This is a genomic window from Oceanobacillus saliphilus (assembly GCF_023522835.1).
GTDB classification, from domain to species: Bacteria; Bacillota; Bacilli; order Bacillales; family Amphibacillaceae; genus Oceanobacillus; species Oceanobacillus saliphilus.
This window is the reverse complement of record NZ_JALCZU010000028.1, coordinates 1-1,810: the sequence shown is the minus strand read 5'-3', so window position 1 is coordinate 1,810 and position 1,810 is coordinate 1. Positions and strand designations below refer to the sequence as shown.

Below are 1,810 nucleotides of genomic sequence, written 5' to 3'. Positions count from 1 at the left end.
AAATCTATAATTTCCTGGTGTATGAAATAATGTATTTAGGACACAAAAAGTCCCATTGACTATGCTACGATTGAAATACTTAACCAAGTTTACTCAATCACCCACCCGACAAAGGAGGACATAGTCAATGAGACTACTTAATGGTAAACAAGGATTAAGGAGAAGTCAATTCGCAAAAGAGATTCGTGGTACCAATTTGGAGAAAGTTTTAATTGTTCCAATAGATGTTTCTAAAGTTCTACAAAAGGCAATGATTTTAAATTACTTTGGTGAATCCATAGAATCAGCGTTCTCTTTTATGGTCAATCAAACTGGTATGAAAGTCCTTATTGATAAAATTGAAAGAACTAAGAGTTCTCTTCAAACAGATAAAGTATTCATCGGTATTGAAGCAACCGGCCATTATTACGAAGATATTGTCCGTATCCTCATGGATCAGGGTTATTCTGTTCACATTATTAACCCTGCCTCAACCCATGAAGAAAGAAAGCAACACCTAACTTACACAAAAACGGATGATATTGACTTGTATTTAATTGCTGAAGCTTTAATTGGTAATAAAGCTACAAACTCCAAGTTGAATAAAGGAGTTTATAAACAGCTCCAACACATTACTCGGGCCAGAAGAAGTGAGATTGAAAAACGATCTCGGATTAAGGTAGAGATTCGCACCTATCATGACCAGATTTGGCGAGAGTTCCAAGGGTTTAGCACACTCGTTGATGGAAAACTAAAAACCAAGTCTATCTTTAGTGATTTTTGGGGCAAGGCAAGTGTTCATATTTTAACTCACTACCCTCATGCCTCTCAGATTCTTGACCTGGGTGAATTCGGCTTACGCCAATTGTCTAAAGAGCACAATTTAAAAATCAGAAAATCAGCAATTGAAAAGTTACTTTACGCCGCAAGAGAAAGTGTTTCAAAGCCTTTGGAAGAGCTCTCAAGTGAACTATTTCTACTAAAACAGAAACTAAAAGATTATGAGTATCACACAAAAAACATCAATACTTACGAAAAGGAAATAGAGCGATTATTCATTGATACCAATGGATTATTACTTCTAACTATTCCTGGTATTGGACTTGTGACAGCTGCAGAAATCTTTTGTGAAATGGGCGATCTCTCGCACTTTACTAACGCAAGTCAGCTTATTAAAAAGGCTGGGACAAATCCTGTTATTAAACAATCTGGTCCTGGAGCAGGATACGCAGGGCGTATATCAAAACAAGGTAACGCTAATCTAAGAAGAGCTGTATATAACGCAGGACGAAGCCTTTCTGTTCACAATGGGGCATTAAAACCTTTCGCTACGCGACTAAAAGATAAAGGTAAAAAAGCCGGATCAGTATACATCGCAATGGGAAACAAGCTCTTAAAAATTGCGTTTGCCATGCTTACTAAAGAAGAGCCCTTTAAATGGGATAATCCAGAATACAACTACAAAGAAGAAGTATTTAAAAAGCTGACTTTGCCGTTAGCAGCATAAAAAATGAACAAATAAGTAGGCTCCATTCTCTTGGTTCGAGTGAAGATCGGATCTAATTTCCTGAGGCACTCTGACCTCGATGTTTAGCCTTATCCCACTCGACCTGTAAATGCGAATTAGTACGTTATTTATCTATTTTGTACTCTATGCCAGATTGCATCAATGCAGATTGAAGAATCGAGTGAAAACCCATTTCTGAATCAAGAAAATGGAGCCTATTTTATAATAAACTTGGTTAAATGCTATTTGTAAAAAAATTCAAATTATGGTAGGTGTATTAGAGTTACCCAAAAACTTAAAAAAAGTATTTGACATTGTACGCTA

General features: G+C 36.4%; 1 protein-coding gene. It reads left to right on the top strand.

Annotated elements, in window-relative coordinates; all coding sequences use genetic code 11:
- Positions 1 to 127: 127 nt before the first annotated feature.
- Positions 128 to 1,486 (top strand): IS110 family RNA-guided transposase, encoded by a 1,359-nt coding sequence (locus MN204_RS20245; protein WP_249872887.1) that lies wholly within the window; start codon positions 128 to 130, stop codon positions 1,484 to 1,486.
- The last annotated feature ends 324 nt before the right edge of the window (positions 1,487 to 1,810 follow it).